The sequence below is a fragment of the Pseudomonas sp. xss_2 genome (assembly GCF_043104195.1).
GTDB lineage: Bacteria > Pseudomonadota > Gammaproteobacteria > Pseudomonadales > Pseudomonadaceae > Aquipseudomonas > Aquipseudomonas urmiensis.
In genome coordinates, this window is sequence record NZ_JBICKL010000045.1 from 256846 (window position 1) to 275571 (window position 18726).

At 62.5% G+C, this 18726-nt stretch carries 24 protein-coding genes; 9 read left to right on the plus strand and 15 right to left on the minus strand.

The annotated features are described in order from the left end of the window. Positions 1–29 precede the first annotated feature (29 nt). Entirely contained in the window at positions 30–428 is a 399-nt protein-coding gene (locus ACF8K2_RS09010) for a hypothetical protein (protein WP_186553529.1), read from the plus strand. On the opposite strand, the gene ACF8K2_RS09015 is transcribed toward ACF8K2_RS09010, so the two are convergent. Beyond that, positions 425–1042 (minus strand): LysE family transporter, encoded by a 618-nt coding sequence (locus ACF8K2_RS09015; RefSeq protein ID WP_186553528.1) that lies wholly within the window; start codon positions 1040–1042, stop codon positions 425–427. The genes ACF8K2_RS09010 and ACF8K2_RS09015 overlap by 4 nt on opposite strands. 179 nt (positions 1043–1221) lie before the next feature. On the opposite strand from ACF8K2_RS09015, the gene ACF8K2_RS09020 reads away from it, so the two are divergent. The 4 genes from ACF8K2_RS09020 to ACF8K2_RS09035 are packed head-to-tail and all read left to right on the plus strand — an operon-like array spanning position 1222 to position 3861. Further along, positions 1222–1443 carry an MbtH family protein gene (locus ACF8K2_RS09020; RefSeq protein ID WP_392464427.1) on the plus strand — a complete coding sequence of 74 codons (222 nt, stop codon included), beginning with the start codon at positions 1222–1224 and terminating at the stop codon, positions 1441–1443. A 10-nt stretch (positions 1444–1453) separates the two neighbouring features. Next, a complete protein-coding gene (locus ACF8K2_RS09025; RefSeq protein WP_392464429.1) occupies positions 1454–2173 on the plus strand; it encodes a thioesterase II family protein in 720 nt (239 codons plus the stop codon). Positions 2174–2230: 57 nt separating this feature from the next. Further along, positions 2231–2782, plus strand: a complete 552-nt coding sequence (locus ACF8K2_RS09030) for a hydrolase (RefSeq protein WP_186553525.1) — start codon at positions 2231–2233, stop codon at positions 2780–2782. Between the two features lie 26 nt (positions 2783–2808). Next, a complete protein-coding gene (locus tag ACF8K2_RS09035; protein ID WP_392464431.1) occupies positions 2809–3861 on the plus strand; it encodes a DUF1615 domain-containing protein in 1053 nt (350 codons plus the stop codon). A 74-nt stretch (positions 3862–3935) separates the two neighbouring features. On the opposite strand, the gene ACF8K2_RS09040 is transcribed toward ACF8K2_RS09035, so the two are convergent. From ACF8K2_RS09040 to ACF8K2_RS09080, 9 genes are all read right to left on the minus strand, one after another. After that, positions 3936–4841: a metal ABC transporter substrate-binding protein gene (locus ACF8K2_RS09040; protein WP_392464497.1), complete on the minus strand. Its 906-nt coding sequence runs from the start codon at positions 4839–4841 to the stop codon at positions 3936–3938. 2 nt (positions 4842–4843) lie between these two features. Continuing rightward, positions 4844–5743: a metal ABC transporter permease gene (locus ACF8K2_RS09045; protein WP_392464432.1), complete on the minus strand. Its 900-nt coding sequence runs from the start codon at positions 5741–5743 to the stop codon at positions 4844–4846. Beyond that, positions 5743–6489 (minus strand): metal ABC transporter ATP-binding protein, encoded by a 747-nt coding sequence (locus tag ACF8K2_RS09050; RefSeq protein WP_392464434.1) that lies wholly within the window; start codon positions 6487–6489, stop codon positions 5743–5745. The genes ACF8K2_RS09045 and ACF8K2_RS09050 overlap by 1 nt, the downstream gene beginning before the upstream one ends. Then, positions 6486–7403: a metal ABC transporter substrate-binding protein gene (locus ACF8K2_RS09055; protein WP_392464436.1), complete on the minus strand. Its 918-nt coding sequence runs from the start codon at positions 7401–7403 to the stop codon at positions 6486–6488. Before ACF8K2_RS09055 ends, ACF8K2_RS09050 begins: the two co-directional genes overlap by 4 nt. A gap of 16 nt (positions 7404–7419) precedes the next feature. Then, positions 7420–7989: a DUF6162 family protein gene (locus ACF8K2_RS09060; protein ID WP_392464438.1), complete on the minus strand. Its 570-nt coding sequence runs from the start codon at positions 7987–7989 to the stop codon at positions 7420–7422. After that, entirely contained in the window at positions 7986–8306 is a 321-nt protein-coding gene (locus ACF8K2_RS09065) for a hypothetical protein (protein ID WP_186553519.1), read from the minus strand. Before ACF8K2_RS09065 ends, ACF8K2_RS09060 begins: the two co-directional genes overlap by 4 nt. Continuing rightward, on the minus strand, positions 8303–8842 hold the full coding sequence (locus ACF8K2_RS09070; protein WP_186553518.1) for a thiamine pyrophosphate-binding protein: 540 nt from the start codon (positions 8840–8842) through the stop codon (positions 8303–8305). Before ACF8K2_RS09070 ends, ACF8K2_RS09065 begins: the two co-directional genes overlap by 4 nt. Next, entirely contained in the window at positions 8839–10044 is a 1206-nt protein-coding gene (locus ACF8K2_RS09075) for a PepSY domain-containing protein (protein WP_186553517.1), read from the minus strand. The genes ACF8K2_RS09070 and ACF8K2_RS09075 overlap by 4 nt, the downstream gene beginning before the upstream one ends. A 175-nt stretch (positions 10045–10219) precedes the next feature. Beyond that, the gene (locus ACF8K2_RS09080) at positions 10220–11545 is read right to left on the minus strand and encodes a lysine N(6)-hydroxylase/L-ornithine N(5)-oxygenase family protein (protein WP_186553516.1); all 1326 of its coding nucleotides are present in this window, start codon (positions 11543–11545) and stop codon (positions 10220–10222) included. A 196-nt stretch (positions 11546–11741) separates the two neighbouring features. Between ACF8K2_RS09080 and ACF8K2_RS09085 the strand changes: the two genes are divergently transcribed. Next, positions 11742–12176 carry a hypothetical protein gene (locus ACF8K2_RS09085; RefSeq protein WP_392464440.1) on the plus strand — a complete coding sequence of 145 codons (435 nt, stop codon included), beginning with the start codon at positions 11742–11744 and terminating at the stop codon, positions 12174–12176. 50 nt (positions 12177–12226) lie between these two features. Here ACF8K2_RS09085 and pbpG read toward each other — a convergent pair whose 3' ends face one another. Continuing rightward, on the minus strand, positions 12227–13147 hold the full coding sequence (gene pbpG / locus ACF8K2_RS09090) for a D-alanyl-D-alanine endopeptidase (RefSeq protein ID WP_186553514.1): 921 nt from the start codon (positions 13145–13147) through the stop codon (positions 12227–12229). A gap of 331 nt (positions 13148–13478) precedes the next feature. Here pbpG and ACF8K2_RS09095 point away from each other — a divergent pair, with 331 nt between their 5' ends. Next, positions 13479–14300 (plus strand): shikimate 5-dehydrogenase, encoded by an 822-nt coding sequence (locus ACF8K2_RS09095; protein WP_392464499.1) that lies wholly within the window; start codon positions 13479–13481, stop codon positions 14298–14300. 52 nt (positions 14301–14352) lie between these two features. On the opposite strand, the gene ACF8K2_RS09100 is transcribed toward ACF8K2_RS09095, so the two are convergent. The 3 genes from ACF8K2_RS09100 to ACF8K2_RS09110 form a co-directional block, all read right to left on the minus strand. Beyond that, positions 14353–14601, minus strand: a complete 249-nt coding sequence (locus ACF8K2_RS09100; protein WP_264234388.1) for a hypothetical protein — start codon at positions 14599–14601, stop codon at positions 14353–14355. 101 nt (positions 14602–14702) lie between these two features. Next, positions 14703–15224, minus strand: coding sequence for a lactoylglutathione lyase (gloA, locus tag ACF8K2_RS09105; protein WP_186553512.1), 522 nt, complete (start codon positions 15222–15224; stop codon positions 14703–14705). 238 nt (positions 15225–15462) lie between these two features. Beyond that, positions 15463–15837, minus strand: a complete 375-nt coding sequence (locus ACF8K2_RS09110; protein ID WP_186553511.1) for a histone-like nucleoid-structuring protein, MvaT/MvaU family — start codon at positions 15835–15837, stop codon at positions 15463–15465. Positions 15838–16198: 361 nt separating this feature from the next. On the opposite strand from ACF8K2_RS09110, the gene ACF8K2_RS09115 reads away from it, so the two are divergent. Both ACF8K2_RS09115 and cobF read left to right on the plus strand, forming a co-directional pair. Continuing rightward, positions 16199–17488: an OprD family porin gene (locus ACF8K2_RS09115; protein ID WP_392464442.1), complete on the plus strand. Its 1290-nt coding sequence runs from the start codon at positions 16199–16201 to the stop codon at positions 17486–17488. Positions 17489–17552: 64 nt separating this feature from the next. After that, positions 17553–18302 (plus strand): precorrin-6A synthase (deacetylating), encoded by a 750-nt coding sequence (gene cobF / locus ACF8K2_RS09120; RefSeq protein ID WP_392464444.1) that lies wholly within the window; start codon positions 17553–17555, stop codon positions 18300–18302. Between the two features lie 71 nt (positions 18303–18373). Here cobF and ACF8K2_RS09125 read toward each other — a convergent pair whose 3' ends face one another. Beyond that, entirely contained in the window at positions 18374–18724 is a 351-nt protein-coding gene (locus ACF8K2_RS09125) for a response regulator (RefSeq protein ID WP_186553508.1), read from the minus strand. Between the last annotated feature and the right edge of the window lie 2 nt (positions 18725–18726).

Consider the following 18726-nt stretch of genomic DNA (forward strand, 5'->3'; position numbering starts at 1 on the left):
AACTCGTGCAGGACGGCTATGCTTTTCCCATGACCAGCCCCTCCCTACGCCAACCCTGCCCGCCAGGCGCCTGCATCTGTGGTCGCGAACGCCTGGAGCAATGCCCTGCCAACGCGCAGCGTATTCTGCTGCTCACCCGCCAGGAAGAAAAACGCCTGCTCGAACGCTTGGAGAACCTCAAGGACTTGGACGACCTGCATCGCCTGCAACTGCGCTTGTACGATCAGTTGGGCATTCGCCTGAGCATTGCCCCTGGCCATAACGAAGTGCGCACCATGCGCGGTATCGTCATCGAACTGGCCGAGCAACCTGGCCTGTGCCGCAAGACCCGCCAGGCCATCCCCGCAGCGATACGGCGGGGCCTTGAGCGTAATCCTGAAGTCGCTTACCGGCTGCTCGACGTTCACGACCTGTTGCGTGATGCCTAGCGCATCGCCGCTAATTTGATGCCAAACCCGACCAGGCATGCCCCGGCCAAGCGCTCAAGCAGGTTCGACACCTTGGGGCTGGCGCGCATGCGCTCGGCCAGGTGATGGGTCAACAGCACGGCGACCAGGCCATAGAGCAAGGTCAGCGCCGCTACCGTCACCGCCATGAAGGCGAAGGTCACTACGCCCTGGTGGCGCACCGGGTCGATGAACAGCGGGAAGAACGCCATGTAGAACATGATCGCCTTGGGATTGAGCAGGGTGATCAGCATGGTCTGGCGCAGGTAGCGACCGTTGTCCATCCGGCTTTCCCGTGGTGCGCCGCCCGGTTTGCTGAAGACCATGCGCAAGCCCAGCCAGGCCAGGTAGGCGGCGCCTGCCCACTGCACCACGTGGAAGGCTGTCGGGTAGGTTGCCAGCAGCGTCGCGACGCCGGCCACCGCCAGCCACATCAACACCTGATCGCCAAGAATCACCCCGAAAGTCGCCGCCAGGCCACCCTTGATGCCGCCTTTGCCGGTGGCGGTGATCAAGGCGAAGTTACCCGGCCCAGGGATGGCCAGGAGGATGAGGAACGCGATCACGAATGCGCCGTAGTCGGTCACGCCAAGCATGCTGATGACTCCAGGGTGGGCTGGGTAAGGTAGGACAACGATATATGCCATCATCGGCGGCGTTTGCAAAGGCACAGTGTAGGCCTGAGTTGACTAATTTTTCTGAAGCTTCCTACGTTTAGTGAAGAGCCGCCCTGCGCCGGGTGCGCAGCGGCCTTCATCATTCAAGGAGACAGGCAATGACTTCCGTATTCGACCGCGACGACATCGTGTTCCAGGTAGTGGTCAACCACGAAGAGCAGTATTCGATCTGGCCCGACTACAAGGCGATCCCCGCCGGCTGGCGCGCCGCTGGCAAGAGCGGAGTGAAAAAGGACTGCCTGGCCTACATCGATGAAGTCTGGACTGACATGCGTCCGTTGAGCCTGCGCCAGAAGATGGCAGAAGCCGTGGCCCAGTGAGGCGTTATCGGTGACTGCAGTGAATCTGTTGTGCCTGCCTTACTCCGGTGCCAGCGCCATGGTTTACAACCGCTGGCGGCGCAAGCTGCCGGCCTGGTTGCAGGTGCGGCCGGTTGAGCTGCCTGGGCGCGGTGCGCGCATGGGCGAAGCCTTGCACACCGACATGCAGGCCCTGGCCAGGCAGCTCGCCAGCGAGCAGCGCCTGGCCGCCAGCACGCCCTACGCGTTGCTTGGCCATAGCTTGGGCGCGCTGCTGGCCTTCGAGCTTGCCCATGAGTTGCAGGCACTGGGCTGTGCGCCGCCGCTGGCGTTGTTTGCCTGCGGCACTGCGGCGCCGACCCGGCGCGAGGACTACGACGGCAAGAACTGGCGTGTTGAGAAAAGCGACGACGAGTTGATCGCCGAGCTGCGCGAGCTGCAAGGCACTCCGGAAGAAGTCTTGGCCAATGCTGAGCTGATGAGCCTGACCCTGCCCATTCTGCGCGCTGACTTCCTCCTGTGTGGTCACTATGCCTACCGTCAGCGGCCAGCGTTGCGCTGCCCGCTGCATGTATTGGGCGGCGCAGATGACCGGGCCAGTGAAGAGCAGCTGTTGGCCTGGGGCCAGGAAACGCTGGCTGAGTTTTCCTTGCAGACCTTCCCAGGCGGGCACTTCTTCATTCATGAGCACGAGGAGCGGGTCCTGGCCGTGTTGGCCCAAGCGCTCGCCCCGCATCGCCTGAGCGCTTGATTGACGGCGTCTCTTGCATGGGCGAGGCTTGAGCTTTTCCCAGGCAAGAGGCTGACAATGCTGATCGATCCGCACAAGGCCACGCTGTTGGTGGTCGACATCCAGGAAAAGCTCATCGGCGCCATGAGCGATCCACAGGGCACGCGCGCGCGGGCACGCTGGCTGCTCGCGGCGAGCGCCGAGCTGGAGCTGCCGACAGTGATTTCCGAGCAGTACCCCAAAGGCCTCGGGCCGACCTTGGCTGAGCTCAAGGCGGCCTCGCCTGGCGCCCAGATCGTCGAGAAAAACCACTTCTCCTGTGTGGCCGCGCAATGCTTACCGGCCAGTCTGCTCGAGCGTGAGCAGGTGATCGTCTGTGGTATGGAAACCCACGTCTGCGTGCTGCAGACCGTGCTGGGCCTGCGTGCGCTGGGCAAGCAGGTATTCGTGGTCGAGGACGCCTGCGACAGCCGCACCCCGGCCAGTAAAGCCGCAGGCCTGGCGCGCATGCGCGATGCTGGCGCCCAGCTGGTGACTGGCGAAATGGTGCTGTTCGAGCTGATGGGCAGCGCCAGCCATCCGCTGTTTCGCCACATCAGCAAGACCTACCTGGTCGGTGAACAGCCCTGAACGCGCGTATTGCAACGGCAGGGCTGATGGTGCTGGCGCTGCTGCAGGGTTGTGCCGGGCGGCGCGAGGAACAACAGGCTGCTGACCCTGCCCAGGTACGTGCCCAGTTGATGCGCCTGCTGCCTGCCCAGGTCAAGGACCGCCAGGGCTGGGCGCAGGACATCCAAACCGCCTTCCAAGCCCAGCACATCACCGCAAGCAAGAGCAACCTCTGCGCGGTCTTGGCGGTGACCGAGCAGGAGTCGACCTTCAGCGCTGACCCGCAAGTGCCCAATCTTGGGCGGATCGCACGCCAGGAGATCGATCGACGGGCAGCCCGCCTGCACATTCCCCGGCTGCTGGTCGATGGCGCGTTGAATACCCCCTCTGCCAACGGCAAGACCTACCAGCAACGCCTGCTCGCCGTGCGCAGTGAAAAGCAACTGAGTGCGCTGTTCGATGATTTCATCGCCGGACTGCCGCTTGGGCGCACCTTGCTCGATGGCCTCAACCCGGTGCACACCGGCGGGCCGATGCAGGTCAGCATCGCGTTCGCCGAACGCCATGCCAAGGACTACCCGTACAGCTATGCCGGGACGATTCGCCAGGAAGTGTTCAGTCGGCGCGGCGGCATGTATTTCGGCATCGCCCATCTGCTGGGCTATCCGGCCAACTACCAGCGCCAGCTGTATCGCTTCGCCGACTTCAATGCCGGTTGGTACGCCAGCCGCGATGCGGCGTTCCAGGGTGCCTTGAGCCAGGTGACGGGGATTAAGTTGGCGCTCGATGGCGACTTGATCGCGCCGGGGGCCATCATGCCCGGCAGCACCGAGCAGGCAGCGCGCAAACTGGGGCGCCAGCTTGGCCTGCGCAATACCCAGATTCGCAGCCAGCTGGAGGAGAGCGACAGCCTCGAGTTTGAACACACCGGGCTGTATCGCGGGGTGTTTGCCCTGGCCGATGCCAAGGCGGGCAAGCAAGTGCCACGGGCGGTGTTGCCGGGGATCGAGCTCAAGAGCCCGAAGATAACCCGCAAGCTGACCACGGCGTGGTTTGCAGGGCGAGTGGATGAGCGCTATGAACGTTGCATGAGGCGCTAGCCCGGCGGCGCGCAATTGGCGCATAAGGTGTTGCAGCGCCGCCGAAGAGGCCCGTGAGGGCCTCTCTACCTACATCAGCCTTGACTCAATGCCACGACCACCTGCTCGACACTGGCTTTGAGCCCGGCCAGGGTATCTTCAGGATCGCTATCGACCACCAGCAGCTTGGCGCCAGCGGCCTTGATCACCTCAGCTACAGCCGGATCAGGTTGGCGGTGGTGCAGCACCAGCGCCACGTCCTGGCCCTTGAGGTTATCGGCCAAGGCCTTGAGCGCCGCCTCATCCCATTTGTCCTCGGCCGGCAACGGCTGATCGACCACATCCAGGTTCAGTCCGCTGGCCAGATAGCCCAGGCGTTCCGACAAGCTGACCACGCTGAGATTGTCAGCCTCGGCCAGGCGGCTCTGGCTGCTTGAAATCAGTTCCAGCATCTGCCGCTTGATGTTGGCGAGGTTGGCCTGGATCTTGTCCTTGTCAGCGGGCGACAGGCGCTCCAGGTCATTGGCCATGACATCGGCCATGCGCCCCAGGTTGGTCGGGTTGAGCCAAGGGTATCCAGCGAAGGCATCGTCACCCTGTACCGCGATGCCTGGCAGGGCGCCGTCGACCGGCCGCGCTGCATCGATCTCGACGATGCGGATGTTGCTGCGCCGGGCCATTGGATACAGCGGGTCATCGCGCCAGATCGAGCGCAGGCCAATTACCGCATCGGCCTGCTGCGCGGCTTTGTGCAGGCTCGCCCCGCCACGGCCGCTGAAGTACGAAGGCTGGCGGGTCGCCGGCAGGTTGGCCGGCGCGGCACGCTTGAGCTGCACCGAGGTGCCGTCGAGCAGGCTGGCGGCCAGGCTATGGGTCACCGGCAAGGTGGTCAGCACGCTGGTGGCGGCGCTGTTTTGCGCGCGCGCCGCAGGTTGCGCCGCCAACGCCAGGCCAGGCAGGCCAGCCAGGGCGAGGGCCAGGGTCAGATGCTTGAGGTTCAGGGTCATGCCGGGTTTCCTTGCAGGCGGGGGACGAGTGCGCGGGCCAGCGCGGCGAGGCCGAAGCAGGCACCGGCGACCAGGATGATCGCAGCGCCCGACGGCACCGGCAGGTCGAAGACGATCGGCAGCAGGATGCCGCACAGGGTGCTCAAGGTCGCGATCACTACCGAGATGAAGAAAAAGCCCTTGAGCGACTGGCTCACCAGGCGTGCGGCAGCGGCGGGAATCACCAGCAGCGCGCCGACCAGGATGGCGCCAATGACTTTCACCGAGGCCACGGTGACCAGGGTCACCAGCACCACGAACAGGTAGTCCAGGGTCTTTACCGCAACCCCCCGCACTGCCGCCAGCTGCGGGTTGAAGCTGGCCAGCATGATCCGGTTGTACAGCGGCAGGGCCAAGGCCAGCACCAGGATCGCAACGATCCCCAGCACCACCAGGTCCTGGGCGCTGACCGTCAGCACCGAGCCGAACAGCACGTTTTCCAGGATGTGCACGTTGATCTTGCCCGCCAGCATCAGCAGCAGGCTTGCACCGAGCGCCAGCGACACCGACAAGAACACCCCGATCAGGGTGTCCGGCGACAGCCCGGTGCGGTTACGCAGGAAGTTGAGCAGGATGCCGAACAGCAGGCAGTAGCCGAACAGGCTGCCATACGGGCCGGTGTAGGGCTCGCCGAGCAGGATGCCGATGGCCACCCCGGTCAAGGCGGCGTGGCCGACTGCTTCGGAGAAGAAAGCAAAACGCTTGACCACCACCAGGGTGCCCAGGCCGCCCAGCACCGGGCCGATCATCAGGCCGGCGATCAGGGCATTGATCACGAAACCGTAGGCCAGCGCCTCCGGTAAGTAGCCAGCGCTGGCCCATTCCTGGACCAGTTGGCGGAAGGCTTCAAAGCTCATCAGGCGAGGCTCTCGCTGCGGGGGTGAACGGAGAACAGCCCGAGCAGGCGTTCTGGGGTCAGGGCCTGGGCCGGCGGGGCGTCGAACAGCACCTTGCGGTTCAGCCCGGTGACCCGATCGGCCAGGCGCAGCACCGCTTCCAGGTCGTGCTCGATCCACAGCACGGTGGTGCCGGCCTGGCGCCAGCTGTGCAGCAGTTGCTCGAACACCTGGATGCCGGCCTCGTCCAAGGCCGACATCGGCTCGTCCAGCACCAGCAGTTGCGGCTCAGGGATCAACCCTTGGGCGAGCAGCACGCGCTGGCGCTCGCCGCCAGAGAGCGCGCCCATGCGCCGTTTGCGCTTGTCGAGCATGCCGACCCGCGCAAGCGCTGCGTCGATGGCCGGTTGCACGCGCCGCGACAGGCCGAGGAAGGCCGGGCGGCGCTGGCACATGGCGGCCATGAAGTCGTCCACGGTCATCGGCAGGCCCCGATCGAACTCCAATGCCTGGGGCACGTAGCCGATCACTTCGTGCTCGCTCGGCCAATTCAAGGTCAGCTGCCCTTGATGGGGCATCTGCCCGAGCAAGGTCTTGATCAACGAGCTCTTGCCGCCGCCATTGGGCCCGACGATGGCGTGCACGCTGCCTGGTGCGACGTTGAACGCGACCTGTTCAAGAATGCGCGTGCGGCCCAGGGTCAGGTCGATGCCGGCAAACTCGATGCGCGGTCCGCTGGCGACGGTGAGGTTGGCCGCCGCAGTCATGCGCGGTTCTCCTGGATGGCCTTGACCACGGTATCGAGGTTGCGCTTCATCTCCACCTCGTATTTTTCCTTGGTGTATTCGCCGTAGGAAATGTGCGTCAGCGGGTACAGGTGCACGCCGGATTCACGCTGGATGGTTTCGACGTAGGCAGAGGGGAAGTCCATCTCCGAGAAGATCACCTTGACGTCCAGTGCCTTGAGCTGGTCGATGGTTTTCTTCAGCTGCGCAGGGCTGGGTTCGATACCGTGGGCTGGCTCGACCACGGCAGTGACTTCCAGGCCAAAGTCGCGCACCAGGTAGTCATAGGCGGCGTGGATGGTGGCCACGCGAAACTCGGCATTGGGCGCCTCGGTTACCTTGGCCAGGGCGTCGGCGCGCAGCTTGCGCAGGCGCTTGGCATAGGCGCGGGCGTTCTGCGTGTAGAACTTGGCGTTGTCCGGGTCGATCTTGCCCAGCTCGCGGGCGATGTTGTTGACCTGGGCGATGGTGGCGCTGATCGACAGGAAAGTGTGCGGATTGACCACCTTGCCGGCGCCGCGTGCAGCGATGCCGGTGGCGGCCAGCAGCGGCACGTTGGCGTTCGATTCGATGGTCTTGATCTGCGGTTTTTCGCTGGCGGCGATCATCCGGTCGGCAAAGTCATCGTGGCCGACGCCATTGAGCACGATCACGTCCAGGGTGCCGATACGCTTGATGTCTTCGGCGCGCGGCTCGTAGGCGTGCGGATTGAACCCGGCCGGAATCAGCGGCACCACCTCGGCCTTGTCACCGACGATGTTGCTCACGTAGCTGTAGTAAGGGTGCAGGGTGATGCCGATTCGCAAGGGTTTGCCGTTCTCGGCCTGGGCCAGGGCCGGCAGGGCGCAGACCAGGAGCAGGGCGAAGACGCGGCGAACGAAGACGGAGCGCAGCATGGGGGAGTCCTTGGATTCAGTGACGGTGTTGGCGGGTGACCCCGGCGTCGTAGTGGCTGACGATTTGCTGCCAGCCGGCGGCGATCAGTGCCTCCTGGCCCAGATCGTCCGGTACCAGCGCTGCGCTGTCGCGGCGCAGCCAGACGTCGGCCTGGCCATCGGCTTGAGCGGGCAGGATCAGCAGGAAGCTGCCGGCCACCTTGGCGTCCTGGCTGCTTCCCAGGTAGGCGCCGGCGGCAAGCCACTGCCACTGATGACGGCCACGGCTGTCGCTGCTGGCATCGTTGACGAAGGGCGGCAGGCCCTCTTCGGCGAGCGCGGCGACCGCTGGCGCTGCAGCGTTTTCTTCACGCAGCATCTGGATCTCGTCAAACGCTACCCACAGGTCTGTGAAAACACCTTGTTCGGCGGCATTCAGGTCGCGGCGGGCATCGATCTGGTGGCTGGCGATGCTGACCTCGTCCTCGCGTTCGCCGCGCAGCCCGACCACGGTGGCCGCCAGCAGCACGATCAACAATGCGCTCAGCAGCACATACAGCGTTTCATGCCCGGCACCGGCCGGGCGGATGACCTGGGCGCGGCTCATGGCTCGCCTATATCGGCATAGTCGACTTCAACCACATGGCCCGGGCCGGCATCGAACAGCACGTAGAACTCGCCGTCGGGGCGCTTGAAGGTCAGGGTCGAGTCATCGCCCAGTTTGCTGCCGACCAGCACCTGCTCGTCATAGCCGATGACATCCAAGGTCACACCCGGTGCGCCGCTGCCATCGGAGAAACCGCCGGTGCATTTGATCTGGTCGCTGCCGACCGGCTCGCATTCGCACATCGGGTTGTGCGCCAGGGCAGGAGCGGCAGCGACGAGCAGCAGGGGCAGGGCCAGCCTGCGCATCAGGTGTTTCATTTCTTGCCTCCTTGTTTTTCGAGCCAGGCCACAGTGGCCGGCGATGCTTTGGCCAGCGCCACCGGCGCCTGGTGCATGCTGCCGTCCCAGCCTTCGATGGTGATCCAGATCTGCGCATCAGGTTTGGTGCGCGGGGGCACCGGCAGTGAGGTCGCCATGCGGTACGGTGCGCCAAAGAAGATGGTGCCCGCAGCGCGCAGGCTGCGCGGCTTGCCTATGCGCAGGTAAACCGCCTTGACGTCCTTGAGGCAGGCTTTGCACAGCGCTGCGTTGAACAGTTTGAAATAGCCTGCCGGACCGTCTGCCCTGGGGGCTTCATCGCGCATTTCGGCCAGATCCAGGGTGTACGGGCCGACCTGGATGGCGCTTTGCTGATTGGCCCCCAGGCCGCTGTCGCCCCGGAACATCGCCGCATCGGCAAAGTACTTGGGCATAAAGCCCAGCGGAATCAGGATCAGCAGGATGTTCAGGTGAAAGCGCCACTTCAGCCAAAATTGCTTCAACGGGCTTGCGGGCAGGGCTTGGGCCTTGCTCATGGCTGGACCTCCACAGGGGTTTCAACGCGTGCTTTACGTGAGGCAGGTGCACGTTCGCTGCGCTTGAGGGCGGCGGCGGTCGCCTGGGCGGTGCGCTTGGTCCAGATCAGCAGGCCGCTGAGGACCATCAAGGTCAGGACCAGGCCGAAGAAGAACCAGACCAGCTTGATGGCCAGGCCGCCAAAGTCGCCGGTGTGCAGCGGGCGCATCGATTCGGTGACGAACTCCAGGGTCGAGCGGTCCTCGAGCAGGAACTTACTGTCGACGGTACGCGTGTAGGGGTTGACCGCCGCGGTCTGGTACATCAGCGGATACCAGCCGCGACCGCCCATGCTGACATGGCTATAGGACGTTGCGGGCATCATGATAAAGCTGATATCCAGGCCTGGGATGGCGGTGGTTGCAATGCGCGCAGCCTCATCCAGGTCAATGCGTGGCGCCGGGCTGCCATCAGCGGTCTGCGGCACATCTTCGCGGGAAATCACTGGCACCACCGGCTCGGTGGAAATGGTGATGTGATTGTCAGACAGGATCGCCTGGATCAGGAACCAGATACCGGTAATCGAAATGACCGCAATAAACCAGATTGACCAGACCCCCGCCAGGCGGTGCACATCACCCCAAAAGATGCGCGAACCGTGGCCGGTGCGCAGCGGCTTGAAAAAGCCTTTCCAGAACTTCTTGTAGACCACCAGCCCCGTTACCAAGGATGCCAGCATCGGCAGCCCGAGCAGCGATACCAGATACCAGCCCCAGCTAAAGCCGTTGGTGAAGGGCACCAGCCACCAGCCATGCAACGCGCGAGTGAACGCCTCGAAGTTGAAGTCGGGCACCTTGCCCTGGATAGCACCGGTATAAGGGTTCACATACAGCGTCGGTGTGGTGCCATCAGGGTTGGTGACATTGGCGGTCAAGGCAAAGTGCGAGCCGTCAGGCTGCACCAGCCTGCGCACGGCCATCTCCGGCTCGGCCTTGTGCATGGCATCGAGAATCTGCTGGAAGCTCAAGCGCTGGGCGTCGTCACTAGGCTTGCTGGCGCGCACGTCCGGGTTGGCCAGCCAGACGATCTCCTGGCTGACCACCGCGAGCATGCCGGTGAAGCACACGATCAGGACAAAGAACCAGATCGGCAGGGCGAGCCAACTGTGCACCAGAAACCACAGCTTGGACTTGGACTTCTTAGTTTTGGTTGATTGGGCCATCGGTCATCTTCTGAAAATGAGGGTCGAGCGCATGCTCAACCTGTAAGGCTGCATTATTAAGGACGAATGAGAATCAAAATCCTGCCTTTTTAAATGCAAGCAAATGTTTCAGAAAGCGCAAGCCGGCATGCGCGTTGAGGCGACATGCCGGCTTGAGGCCCAGCGTCAGGGCGGTTCAGGCACCGGTCAGGGCGGCTAGCGGTTGTGCATTGCCTTGTCGGGCCAGATCCTTGTACAGCGCCTGGCCGATTTCTGCGGCCCTTGCCGGCAACACCGAGAGCAGGGTGTCGCTCAGGCCGTGGGTGGTCTCGCAGAAGCCTTGCAGGTAGACCGACGCTTGCAGGTCCGGGCTTGCCAGCAGGCGGTAGTTGCGGTCGGCGCTGAAGTCATCCAGATAGCCTTCCAGCGGCGCCAGCAACTCGCGGTGCGAGCGACGCTCATAGCCGGTGGCGAGGATGACCGCATCGTAGCGGTGGGTCTGCTGATGGCCGGTAGCCAGGTCACGCAAAGTCAACTCGATGCCATCGCGCGTCGCCACGACCGCTTCGACATTGCGTCGGCATAGCACGTTATGCCGGAACTGGTGGGAAACCTTCTGCCGATAGAGGATGCCGTAGATGCGATCGATCAGATCCAGGTCGACCACCGAGTAGTTGGTGTTGTGGTATTCGCCGATCAGTTTGCTGCGTTGCTCGGCCGGTTCGTTATAGACCAGGTCGGTGTAGTCGGGGGCGAAGATCTCGTTGACGAACGGGCTGTCATCGGCGGGCTTCAAAGCGGTGGCGCGCAGGATCATGTCGACCTTGACCGAGGGGTAGCTGTCATTGAGGTCGATGAAGGCTTCGGCGGCGCTCTGCCCGGAGCCGATCACTGCGATGCGCATTGGCTTGCCCTCGGTGCAAGGCAGTTTGGCCAGGCTGCTGAGGTACTTGGAGTGGTGAAAGACCCGCGGGTCGTCCTTGAACGCGGTGAACTTCTCGGGGATCTTCGGCGTGCCGCCGCTGCCGATTACCACCGAGCGGGTGCGCCGGCTATGCTCGCGGCCATTGGCATCACGCGACACCAGGCGCAGGTGTTCGACTCGCCCACCGGTCACTTCAGGCTCGATACGCAACACCTGTTCGCCGTACACCGCTTGGGCCGCAAAGTGCTCGGCTGCCCAGCGCAGGTAGTCGTTGTACTCGAGGCGGCAGGGGTAGAAAGTGCCCAGGTTGATGAAGTCGGCCAGACGCTGCTTCTGGTGCAGGTAGTTGACGAAGCTGTAGGGGCTGGTGGGGTTGCGCAGCGAGACCAGGTCCTTGAGGAAGGAGATCTGCAGCTCGCTTTGGGTGGCCAGGGTGTCACCGTGCCAGCGGTAATCGTGTTGCTTGTCGATGAACAGCGCATCGAGCGCGTGGCCTTGGCTTTGGGCAAGCTCTTCCAGGGCGATGGCCAGCGCCAGGTTGGAAGGGCCGAAACCCACGCCGATCAGGTCTTTGATTGTTTCTGGGGTCTGGCTCATGGCTGCGATTCCCTAAAGTTCGAATGTGGACGCCTGCCGGGGTCCGGCTCCTGCGCCTGATACACAGTGGGAACGAGCCAGCTTTCAGGGAATTTAACCGGCGACTGTTGCCAGGATGGGCTTGCGCCCTCAAGAACTGCACCGCCCGGCCGATAAGTGAGTCAACGCAAGGACCCCCTCAAGGCAGGTTAAGAACATGGTTGGAATTACTGCAGTTACCATCAACAGTAATGCTTCGCTTGATGCCGCGGCGAAAACCGCTCAGGTAAGCGAGGCCGAGCAGGGTGAGAAAGCGGGCGCAACCGCCCAGGCAGACCTGGGCAAAGTCGCCGGTGGCGGCCAGGCGCCGGCAGCAGGTGCCAGTGAAGAGAGCAGTGAGCCGGCGCACATCAAGCAGTTGCGCGAGATGATCAAGCAGCTGCAAAAGCAGATGGCCGAGGAACAGAAGCAACTGGCTGATCTGATGGCGCAGAACACGGACGATACCGTCAAGTTGGCGGCCGTGACCGCCAAGCAGGCCAGTATCGCCACGCTCAATGGCCAGATCATGGCCGCTACCGCGCAGTTGCTCGAGGCACTGAACAAGACCGGCGGCAGCAGCGCGGGCGGTATGGTCAATACTCAGGCGTGACAGCCGATCGGGCCGCCGCGCGGCCCGTGTGCACAGGGTGCGCGACAGGCTCAGTCCGCCGCCACGCGATTGCGCCGCTCAGCCTTGTACTGCATGGCCACCGCAGGTGCCGGTTTGGCGGCGCCGGTCTCCAGCCACTGGCGCATGCGGCTGGCATCGGCAAAGTGGGTGTACTTGCCGAATGCATCGAGAATCACCATCGCGACCGGCCGGTTGTCCATCTTGGTCAGCAGCACCAGGCAATGCCCGGCTTCATTGGTAAAGCCGGTCTTGGTCAGCTTGATATCCCAATTGCTCTTGTTGACCAGATGGTCGGTGTTACGAAAGCCCAGGGTGTAGTTGGGCTTGCGGAACGCTACGGTTTTTTCGCGGGTGGTCGACAGCTCGCTCAACTGTGGATATTTGCGCGAAGCCATCAGCAACTTGGCCAGGTCCCGTGCAGTGGAGACGTTCAAGGTCGACAGGCCGGTGGGCTCGACATACCGGGTGTGGCTCATCCCCAAGCTGCGGGCCTTAGCGTTCATGGCCTTGATGAACGCGTTGTAGCCGCCTGGGTAATGGTTGGCCAGGCTGTTGGCGGCGCGGTTTTCCGACGACATCAAGGTGATCAGCAAGGTCTCGCGGCGATCGAGCTGGCTGCCCAAGCGAACGCGGGAATAGACGCCCTTCATCTCCGGGTTGTTGGCGATGGTCATGCTGAGCATTTCGTCCATGGGCTGCTTGGCATCGAGCACCACCATCGCGGTCATCAGCTTGGTGACCGAAGCGATGGGGACCACGCGATCAGCGTGGCTCGAATACAACTCCTTATTGGTGTTCAGGTCGATCAGCAGGGCGCTGCCAGAGGCCAGGTGCAGTTTCGAAGGGTCGCGTTGAACCTGGGCCGGGGGTTGTGCAGCAGCGGTCGACGGAAGGGTCGCAGTTCCTGTGAGCAACAGCAGCAGGCTGAGGATGGACAGGGAAGTTTTCACGTTGAGGCTCACTAAAAGTTGGTATGTCGTTGGCTGTGCAAGGGTTTCCCCCAAAAAACCGTTGCATTGTGGAGTATGGTCGAAGTGCTGTCGATTGCTCGCTCAGAGCCGGCCATGAAATGAAAAAAGCTTCATGCTGGATCGGTTCTTCAGACGCCGTTCGTCGTCTGATCTTTTGCTTGGCGGGTGTTGGTTTGCGGCTCATTGTGGGGCAAGCCCGTTCCTGTAAGCCTGCGCTGAGCCTATGTCTGGCCCTGCGATGAACTGAGGCGCGCCGGTGGCGCTGTCTGCTAGGCTGCGTAATCGATTCAGTGACGGTCAAGGAGTAACCCTGGCGATGACCCCTAGCAGAGACACCGTACTGTGCATTTCCCTGGCCGGCCGCCCCGGCACCTTTGGTGTGCGCTTTCACAATCACCTCTACCAGCAGTTGGGGCTGGATTACTACTACAAGGCCATGACCACCCAAGACCTGCCCGCTGCGGTGGCTGGGATCCGCGCTCTGGGGATCCGCGGCTGTGGGGTGTCGATGCCGTACAAGGAAGCGTGCATGGCCTTGGTCGACGAGATCGATCCGTCGGCGCAGGCCATCGAATCGGTCAACACCCTGGTCAACAGCAACGGCCATTTGAAGGCCTACAACACCGACTACCTGGCAGTGCGCCAGCTGCTTGAGCAGCATCAGGTGGACCCGGCGACAGCTTTTGCCTTGCGTGGCAGTGGTGGAATGGCCAAGGCCGTGGCCAGCGCCTTGCGTGATGCCGGTTTTCGCGAGGGGCTCATCGTTGCCCGCAATGAGCAGGCTGGGCGGCAGCTGGCGGATGTCTGCGGTTATCGCTGGCAGGCCGAGCTGGGTGATCTGGCGCCGCCCATGTTGGTCAACGTGACGCCAATCGGCATGGCTGGCGGGGCTGAGGCCAAGCAGCTGGCGTTTGCTGAAACGGCCATTGCCGCAGCCGAGCGAGTGTTCGATGTGGTCGCGATGCCTGCGCTCACGCCGCTGGTGCGCAAGGCGCAAGCGCTAGGTAAGCCGGTGATTACCGGGCTTGAGGTGATTGCCTTGCAGGCGCTGGAGCAGTTCGTGCTGTATACCGGGGTCAGGCCGACAGCTGAGCAGGTCGAATCCGCCATCGAATACGCGCGCGCTACCTGAATACTCGAACCGCCGCGAAGGGCCGCGAAGCGGCCCCAACTAGTGGGCGATATCAGAGCGTTCGTCTATCACCATCGAGCTTCTGATCCACCAGCCACTTGCCGTGGGCCAGAGACGCATGCTGGGCGTTGTTCAGATCAGACAGCAGGGCCATTTTCAGCGGAAGCGCCAAGCGCCTGCTGGTGTGGCCTTCAGGGTCGGTAATCAGGCATCCAGCGGCATAGGGCAGGGGTGACCCAGGGTGGGCCATGACGCTGGCGGTGATGGTGTGGTCGCGGTATTCACAGTGAAGGGTTTGCATCGTCCTTACCTCGCTGTGGTGTGGAAGCGGTTACTTCCATATACCACAGCAAGGGGCCGGTAGTTCCCGGCCCGACGAGCGCGCCCCGGCGGGCGGCGTGCTTACAGCTCGGTTGGCTGGATCACTTCGACCCAGTAGCCATCCGGGTCCTTGATGAACGCCAGGTGGTTCATGCGGCCATCGGCCAGGCGTTTCTGGAACGGCACGTCGAGCGCTTCGAAGCGCGCGCAGGCGGCCACGACGTCTGGCACCGAGATGCAGATATGGCCGAAACCACGTGGATCGCTGTTGCCGTTGTGGTACGCGAACTCAGGATCGTTCTCGGTGCCGTGGTTGTGGGTCAACTCCAGTACGCCTGGGATCGACTTCATCCACTGGTGGCGGGCCGCGTCATCGGCAGGGATCTGCGCCGGGTCGACCAGGGCCAGGAAGTACAGGCTGAACTGTGCTTCGGGGAAGTCGCGCTTGTCTACCAAGCGAAAACCCAGGACGCGGGTGTAGAAGTCCAGCGACTTCTCGATGTCCTTGACCCGCAGCATGGTGTGGTTGAAGACGAATTGAGCGGTGGCGGTGTCCGGCTGAGCGGTAACGCCAGGCAGGGTGTTCAGATCGTTCAGGCTCATGGGGGCTCCAGAGACGGGGCCGGGCCCTAGGCTTTGTATCCTGGGGCGCCAGCGGTAAAGACAGGCCGGCCATGATACGGGACTGAAGCGATTGCGCAAAATGAAAGCGCCCTGCACGAGGGCAGGGCGCTTGAATTAGAGGCCCGCGTGTGCGGGCGCAGATGGGGTCGCTAATCCTTTAGCTGGTTCGATAGTGCGCCAGGCGCTGTGAAAAAAGTGTGAAGTGTATGTGCACGTTTCATGGGCGCAACCAACTTTCTACCGTCTTGGCGCCATACTCCTCTTTCCAGGCTTTAAGGCCCCGGTGATTGCCACCTTTGGTCTCGATGAGTTCTCCGGTGTGCGGGTTCTCGTAGACTTTCACTACCCGGGGTCGACGCTGCTGTTTGGGCGCCGCGCCCGGCGTCTTGGAAGCCACCTTGCTGCCGGCTTTAGGGTCGAGGATGGCAACGATATCGCGCAGGCCCTTGTCATAGCTTTTCATCAGCCCGAGTAGTTTCTGCTCGAATTCGATTTCGCGTTTGAGGCCGGCATCCTTTTTCAGCGCTTCCAGTTGGGCAATCTGTTCCTGGAGGGCTTTTTCGGCAGCACGAAACTCTGCAAGTCTGGACACTGTCATCACTCCTGTAATTCAACTGTGGCAAGGGCGTGACGAACATTGAAGACGCGTTAAACGCCGGCCACGTGGGTGGGTACAGCTGTTCGCTGTGGTCGAGTGTAGTAGTCGCTGGCTAGTGGGTAAACCGTAAACTTTCAATCAATTGATCTGGAACTAATTTAGTTTTTCGAACGGCAATTTATAACGTCTACGGGTGCCAACCGCCAGTTGTTTAGACCATGGTCCAATTGCCCGCGCCAGAGGCTTTGGGTGAACATTCAAGATGCTGGTCGATATGTCTTCGGCTGTGCTGCAGTACCGCGGCCATTGACGGCGGCGGATTTGTTTTCGCCTTTCTTTTTGGATGTTCCCTCGCATGTTTGCCCCCCTCCCACTCGCCCCCGGGCGTCGTGTTGCCGGCCTGTTCTTGCTGTGTGCCGGTGTCAATGCCCAGGCCGCCGGTTTTGTTGAAGACACCACGGCCAAGCTTGAAGCCCGCAATGTCTATTTCAACCGGGATTTTCGTGACGGCCACAGCAGTTCCAGCCAAGGCGCGTCCAAGCGCGAAGAGTGGGCCCAAGGCTTTATTCTCAATGTGCAGTCTGGTTATACCCAAGGGCCGATCGGTTTTGGTGTAGATGCGCTGGGCATGCTCGGCTTCAAGCTCGATTCAAGCCCGGCCGACAGTAACAGTGGTTTGCTTCCCTCCAGCGGGCATGACCCACGCCGCTCTGCCGACCAATACGCAAAGCTCGGTGTGGCCGGCAAGGTGAAAGTTTCCAACACTGTACTCAAGTACGGTTCGATGATGCCGGATGTGCCGTTACTCAAGTACAACGACGGCCGTTTGCTGCCGACCCTGTTCCATGGTGCGTTGCTTACCTCCGAAGAAGTGCATGACCTTAAGTTCACCCTGGCGCGCTTGAACCAGTACACCGCGCGGGACTCCACCGATCGCCAGGACATTCGCGTTCATTGCAAGAACAAGCGCTATGCCTGCGATATCGAAGCCGATCACTTTGACCTGGCGGGCCTGGACTATCGCTTCAACGACCGCCTGAGCGCGCAATACCAGGTGGCCAAGCTTGAAAACATCTACCGCCAGCACTTCCTCGGTGTGGTTGCCAGCCAGCCGCTGGCGATGGGTAGCCTGTCGGCCGACCTGCGCCTGATCAAGAGTGACGACATCGGTAACGCTCGCGCCGGCGAGATCGATCATCGTGCCTTCAGCGGCATGCTCGGCTACAGCCTGGGTGGCCACAAAGTCAGCGCAGGCTGGCAGCGCATGTATGGCGAAAGTGCCATGCCTTACCTCGATGGCAGCAACCCGTACCTGGTCAACTACGCCCAGGTCAACGACTTCGCTGCCGCCCAGGAGCGCTCCTGGCAGCTGCGCTATGACTATGACTTCAAGGCGCTGGGCGTGCCGGGCTTGAGCTTCTTCACCCGCTACATCAACGGCGACCATATCAAGGTCCCGGGCAGCCGCGACGAGGGCAAGGAATGGGAGCGCGACACCGAGCTCAAGTATCAAGTGCAGAGCGGCACTTTCAAGGACGTCAGCGTGCGCCTGCGTAACTCCACCTATCGTAGCAACTATGAGAAGTGGGCACGCGACATGGACGAAACCCGGGTCATTGTCAGCTACAACTTCTCGATCCTGTAAGTCGCTTTGCCAAAGCCCTGTAGCCAGCGCGACAATGGCCGCAGGTTCCCAGACGGGCAGAGCGATGAAGCAGCTGTTACTGATCGGCATCGGGCCTGGCGATCCACGCCAGGTCACCTACGAGGCTGTGGATGCACTCAAGCGTGCCACGGTGTTCTTCGTGCTCGACAAGGGCACCGACAAAGACGACTTGCTGCACCTGCGCAAGGCCATCCTTGAGCGTTACCGGCCGCAGGGCGGCTACCGCCTGGTGCAGGTCGAAGACCCGCTGCGCGATGGCCAGGCGGCCGATTACGTCGGCGCCGTGCGCGACTGGCACCAGCAGCGCGCGGCACTGTATGCGCGTTTGCTCGACGAGCAGTTGCGGCCCGGTGATGTCGGCGCCTTCCTGCTTTGGGGAGAGCCTGGTTTGTATGACAGCACCCTGCGCATCCTTGACCTGGTGCGTGAACAGGGTGTGCTGCTTGAGCTGCAGGTGATCCCAGGCATCAGCAGTGTCCAGGCCCTTGCCGCGCGCCACCAGATCCCCCTCAATCGCATTGGCGAGCCACTGACGGTGTTGCCTGGTCGGCGCCTGGTCGAACAGGGGCGAATCGACAATGTGGTGGTGATGCTCGATGGTCAGTGCGCGTTCGCCGGATTGGACGATCCACAGCTGCACATTTACTGGGGCGCGTATTTAGGGACGGCGGATGAGATGCTGATCGCCGGGCCGCTGCAGGAGGTCAAGGCGAGGATCGTGCAGGTGCGAGCGCAGGCTCGCCGGCGCAAGGGGTGGATCATGGATACCTACTTGTTGCGCCGGATAATCTAGAGGGATTTTGCCTGTTGCGGCCTGATCGCGAGTAACTGCGCGGCTACACAGTCATCACCCAGATCGCACGCTTAGGGTGCGCCGAGAATCCCTACCACCTTGTCGCGTAGCTGATCGATGCTAAAAGGCTTACCGATCATGTGCATGCCCTCAGGCACGTTGAAGCTGTCGGCATAGCCGCTGGCAAACAACACCGGCAGCAACGGGCGGATTTCCCGCGCTTTGCCCGCCAGCTCTTCGCCGCGCATGTCCGGCAAGCCAACGTCGGTCATCAGCAGGTCCAGGGGCTGGTCGGGGTTCTCGAGAATCCGCAGGGCAGCGGTGGCGGTGTCCGCTTCGATGGCCGTATAGCCCAGCTCGTCGAGCACTTCGACCATCAGCATGCGAACGATGTCGTCGTCTTCGACTACCAGAAGGTGCATTG

Excerpts from the sequence above, each read along its gene's own strand:
- ACF8K2_RS09035 (WP_392464431.1), top strand. The coding sequence starts at position 2,809 with ATGGTGCTGGCGCTGCTGCAGGGTTGTGCCGGGCGGCGCGAGGAACAA.
- ACF8K2_RS09045 (WP_392464432.1), bottom strand. The coding sequence starts at position 5,743 with ATGAGCTTTGAAGCCTTCCGCCAACTGGTCCAGGAATGGGCCAGCGCT.
- ACF8K2_RS09010 (WP_186553529.1), top strand. The coding sequence starts at position 30 with ATGACCAGCCCCTCCCTACGCCAACCCTGCCCGCCAGGCGCCTGCATC.
- ACF8K2_RS09060 (WP_392464438.1), bottom strand. The coding sequence starts at position 7,989 with ATGAGCCGCGCCCAGGTCATCCGCCCGGCCGGTGCCGGGCATGAAACG.
- ACF8K2_RS09080 (WP_186553516.1), bottom strand. The coding sequence starts at position 11,545 with ATGAGCCAGACCCCAGAAACAATCAAAGACCTGATCGGCGTGGGTTTC.
- gloA (WP_186553512.1), bottom strand. The coding sequence starts at position 15,224 with ATGAGCCTGAACGATCTGAACACCCTGCCTGGCGTTACCGCTCAGCCG.
- ACF8K2_RS09100 (WP_264234388.1), bottom strand. The coding sequence starts at position 14,601 with ATGCAAACCCTTCACTGTGAATACCGCGACCACACCATCACCGCCAGC.
- ACF8K2_RS09020 (WP_392464427.1), top strand. The coding sequence starts at position 1,222 with ATGACTTCCGTATTCGACCGCGACGACATCGTGTTCCAGGTAGTGGTC.
- ACF8K2_RS09115 (WP_392464442.1), top strand. The coding sequence starts at position 16,199 with ATGTTTGCCCCCCTCCCACTCGCCCCCGGGCGTCGTGTTGCCGGCCTG.
- ACF8K2_RS09065 (WP_186553519.1), bottom strand. The coding sequence starts at position 8,306 with ATGAAACACCTGATGCGCAGGCTGGCCCTGCCCCTGCTGCTCGTCGCT.
- ACF8K2_RS09055 (WP_392464436.1), bottom strand. The coding sequence starts at position 7,403 with ATGCTGCGCTCCGTCTTCGTTCGCCGCGTCTTCGCCCTGCTCCTGGTC.
- cobF (WP_392464444.1), top strand. The coding sequence starts at position 17,553 with ATGAAGCAGCTGTTACTGATCGGCATCGGGCCTGGCGATCCACGCCAG.
- ACF8K2_RS09050 (WP_392464434.1), bottom strand. The coding sequence starts at position 6,489 with ATGACTGCGGCGGCCAACCTCACCGTCGCCAGCGGACCGCGCATCGAG.
- ACF8K2_RS09015 (WP_186553528.1), bottom strand. The coding sequence starts at position 1,042 with ATGCTTGGCGTGACCGACTACGGCGCATTCGTGATCGCGTTCCTCATC.
- ACF8K2_RS09075 (WP_186553517.1), bottom strand. The coding sequence starts at position 10,044 with ATGGCCCAATCAACCAAAACTAAGAAGTCCAAGTCCAAGCTGTGGTTT.
- ACF8K2_RS09085 (WP_392464440.1), top strand. The coding sequence starts at position 11,742 with ATGGTTGGAATTACTGCAGTTACCATCAACAGTAATGCTTCGCTTGAT.
- ACF8K2_RS09125 (WP_186553508.1), bottom strand. The coding sequence starts at position 18,724 with ATGCACCTTCTGGTAGTCGAAGACGACGACATCGTTCGCATGCTGATG.
- ACF8K2_RS09030 (WP_186553525.1), top strand. The coding sequence starts at position 2,231 with ATGCTGATCGATCCGCACAAGGCCACGCTGTTGGTGGTCGACATCCAG.
- ACF8K2_RS09070 (WP_186553518.1), bottom strand. The coding sequence starts at position 8,842 with ATGAGCAAGGCCCAAGCCCTGCCCGCAAGCCCGTTGAAGCAATTTTGG.